This is a genomic window from Guyparkeria sp., assembly GCF_046545975.1.
GTDB lineage: Bacteria > Pseudomonadota > Gammaproteobacteria > Halothiobacillales > Halothiobacillaceae > Guyparkeria.
This window is the reverse complement of record NZ_JBKGYT010000127.1, coordinates 1-3,138: the sequence shown is the minus strand read 5'-3', so window position 1 is coordinate 3,138 and position 3,138 is coordinate 1. Positions and strand designations below refer to the sequence as shown.

General features: G+C 67.7%; 4 protein-coding genes and 1 tRNA gene. 1 reads left to right on the top strand and 4 read right to left on the bottom strand.

The genetic code is table 11. The features are described 5' to 3' along the window. Positions 1-43: 43 nt before the first annotated feature. Genes hisF through hisB form a run of 4 tightly spaced genes read right to left on the bottom strand, consistent with a single transcriptional unit; the run spans position 44 to position 2,843 of the window. Entirely contained in the window at positions 44-817 is a 774-nt protein-coding gene (gene hisF, locus ACLFMY_RS08800) for an imidazole glycerol phosphate synthase subunit HisF (RefSeq protein ID WP_410764285.1), read from the bottom strand. Between the two features lie 3 nt (positions 818-820). Next, positions 821-1,576 carry a 1-(5-phosphoribosyl)-5-[(5-phosphoribosylamino)methylideneamino]imidazole-4-carboxamide isomerase gene (gene hisA / locus ACLFMY_RS08795; RefSeq protein ID WP_410764284.1) on the bottom strand — a complete coding sequence of 252 codons (756 nt, stop codon included), beginning with the start codon at positions 1,574-1,576 and terminating at the stop codon, positions 821-823. Between the two features lie 41 nt (positions 1,577-1,617). Continuing rightward, on the bottom strand, positions 1,618-2,253 hold the full coding sequence (gene hisH, locus ACLFMY_RS08790; RefSeq protein ID WP_410764286.1) for an imidazole glycerol phosphate synthase subunit HisH: 636 nt from the start codon (positions 2,251-2,253) through the stop codon (positions 1,618-1,620). Then, complete coding sequence (gene hisB, locus ACLFMY_RS08785) at positions 2,250-2,843, bottom strand: imidazoleglycerol-phosphate dehydratase HisB (RefSeq protein ID WP_410764283.1); 594 nt, start codon at positions 2,841-2,843, stop codon at positions 2,250-2,252. The genes hisH and hisB overlap by 4 nt, the downstream gene beginning before the upstream one ends. 219 nt (positions 2,844-3,062) lie before the next feature. Between hisB and ACLFMY_RS08780 the strand changes: the two genes are divergently transcribed. Next, positions 3,063-3,138 (top strand) — tRNA-Phe (locus ACLFMY_RS08780).

Sequence of the window (3,138 nt, the reverse complement as noted above, 5' to 3'; positions counted from 1 at the left end):
CTCGCGGGCGTGTGAATGCGAGCGCCGGAGTATATCAGGGTTTTCAGGTGCGAACCTCTATGCCCGCCTCGGCCATGCGCTGCTTGGCCTCGCTGATGCTGTAGGTGCCGAAGTGGAAGATGCTGGCAGCCAGCACCGCGTCGGCATGCCCTTCCACGATGCCCTCGACCAGGTGGTCGAGGTTGCCGACCCCTCCGGAGGCGATCACCGGGACGGGCACGGCATCGCTGATCGCGCGGGTCAGTTCCAGGTCGAAGCCCTGCTGCATGCCGTCGCGATCCATGCTGGTCACCAGCAGTTCGCCGGCGCCCAGCTCGGCCATGTGCACGGCCCAGTCGACGGCATCCAGTCCGGTGGGTTTTCGCCCGCCGTGGGTGAAGATCTCCCAGCGGGGCGGCTCGTCCTCCCCGGAGACGCGCCGGGCGTCGATGGCGACCACGATGCACTGCGAGCCGACCGCGTCGCTCATCTCGCGGATGCGCTCGGGATGGTGCACCGCCGTGGTGTTGATCGAGACCTTGTCGGCGCCGGCGTGCAGCAGCCGGCGCACGTCGGCCAGCGTGCGGATGCCGCCGCCGACGGTCAGGGGAATGAACACCTCGGCGGCGACCGCCTCGACGACGTGCAGCATGGTCTCGCGTCCCTCGTGGGAGGCGGAGATGTCGAGGAAGGTCAGCTCGTCGGCGCCGGCCTGGTTGTAGCGGCGTGCCGCCTCGACCGGGTCGCCGGCGTCACGCAGGCCCTCGAACTGCACGCCCTTGACCACGCGGCCCTCGGCCACGTCCAGGCAGGGAATGATGCGCTTGGCCAGCCCCATGGGTTACTCGGAGAACGGCGGGATGCCCGCGCGCTCGTCGATGCGTCTCTGCGCTTCCTTCAGGTCGATCGTGCCCTCGTAGAGCGCTCGCCCGATGATCGCGCCGGAGACGCCGTCCTCGGCGGCATCGATCAGCCGGTCGATGTCGCTCATGTCGGTCACGCCGCCCGAGGCGATGATCGGGATGCGCACCGATTTTGCCAGCTCGCGGGTCGCCTCGATGTTCGCGCCCTGCATCATGCCGTCGCGGGAAATGTCGGTGAACACGATCGCGGCCACGCCGTCGGTCTCGAAGCGCTGGGCCATGTCGTGGATGTCGTGGTGGGAGAGCTTCGACCAGCCGTCGATGGCCACCTTGCCGTCACGCGCGTCGAGCCCGACGATGATGTGGCCCGGGAAGGCGAGGCAGACGTCCTCGACGAAGTGCGGCTCGGAGACGGCCTTGGTGCCGATGATGACGTAGTCCACGCCCAGCTCGAGGTATTGCTCGATGGTGGCCTCGTCGCGGATGCCGCCACCGACCTGGATCGGCAGGTCCGGGTAGGTCTCGCAGATGGCCTTGATGACCTCGCGGTTCTTCGGGCTGCCGGCAAAGGCGCCGTCCAGGTCGACGAGGTGGAGGCGCCGTGCGCCGGCCTCGACCCAGCGGCCTGCCACGGCGACCGGGTCGTCGGAAAAGACGGTGTCGTCCTCCATGCGCCCCTGGCGCAGGCGTACGCATTTGCCGTCCTTGAGATCGATGGCGGGGATCAAGAGCATTGGTCTGACGTCCTCGATGTGCGCTCGGTTCGGTTTGGGGGTCAGGGCCGCGGGCCCTTCCAGCGGGTGAAATTGGCCAGCAGCTTCAGGCCATCGTCGGCACTCTTCTCCGGATGCGCCTGGATGGCGAAGACGTAGTCGTCGGCCAGTGCCGCGCAGTAGGTCAGGCCGTAGTCGGCCGTCGCCACCGTGTGGGCCGGGTTGGCCGGCTCGCAGTAGTAGCTGTGCACGAAGTAGAAGCGTGCGTCCTGGGGGATGCCGTCAAGCAGCGGGTGCTCCCGGGTGTGGTGCATCTGGTTCCAGCCCATCTGCGGCACCTTGAGGTGCTCGTCGGTCGGCCCGAAACGCCTGACCTGGCCCGGGAACCAGCCGAGCAGGTCGACGCCGTCGTTCTCCTCGGAGCGGTCGAGCAGCACCTGCATGCCCATGCAGATGCCGAGAAACGGCCGCGTCCGCGCCGCCTCGCGCAGGGCGTCGGGCAGGTGGCGTTCACGCAGGGCGGTCATGCACTGGGCCGCCGCGCCCTGGCCGGGGAAGACCACCTTCTCGGATTCGAGGATCACCTCGGGGGCATCGGTGAGCACCACGTGGGCATCGTCCGGGGCCACGTGCTCGATCGCCTTGACCACCGAGCGCAGGTTGCCCATTCCGTAGTCGACGACCGCGATCTGCATCAGAGCGAGCCCTTGGTCGAGGGAATGACGTCCGCCTGCCGCTCGTCAGGCGAGAGTGCCATGCGCAGCGCCCGGCCGAAGGCCTTGAAGATGGTCTCGGCCTGGTGGTGCGCGTTGCGCCCGCGGATGTTGTCGATATGCAGCGTGGCACCCGCGTGGTTGACGAAGCCGCGGAAGAACTCCTCGACCAGCTCGGTCTCGAAGCGGCCGATCATCGAACGGGTGAAGTCGCAGCGGAATTCCAACCCCGGTCGGCCGGACAGGTCGATCACCACGCGCGAGAGCGCCTCGTCGAGCGGCACGTAGGCATGTCCGTAGCGATAGATGCCGCGCTTGTCGCCGACCGCCTTGGCCACCGCCTGGCCCAGCACGATGCCGCAGTCCTCGACCGTGTGGTGGTCGTCGATCTCGGTGTCGCCGTCACAGGACAGGTCGATGTCGATCAGCCCGTGCCGGGCGATCTGGTCGAGCATGTGCTCGAAGAAGGGCACGCCGGTGTTCAGGCGGGCGGTGCCGGTGCCGTCGAGGTCGAGTTCGAGCGAGATGCGGGTCTCGGCGGTCTCGCGGCGGATCTGCGCGGTACGTGCGGACATTGGAGCGGTTCGCGATGGGATGGGCTGGTCAAACGTCTTGCTATGCCGATGAGCATACAATGCCAGCCGCGGCGCGTCAGCCATTCCACCCAAAATTCTGCATCGCCCATGCCCGGCCGGGGTTGACCGCCGGGAAATTTTGCCGTTAAATGCGCACCTCGTCGCGCGCCGTGGACCGGCGGATTCCATGCCCAGCGGGCCGGTGCGCGAGGACGGCATGGCCAGATAGCTCAGTTGGTAGAGCAGGGGATTGAAAATCCCCGTGTCGGGGGTTCGATTCCCTCTCTGGCCACCA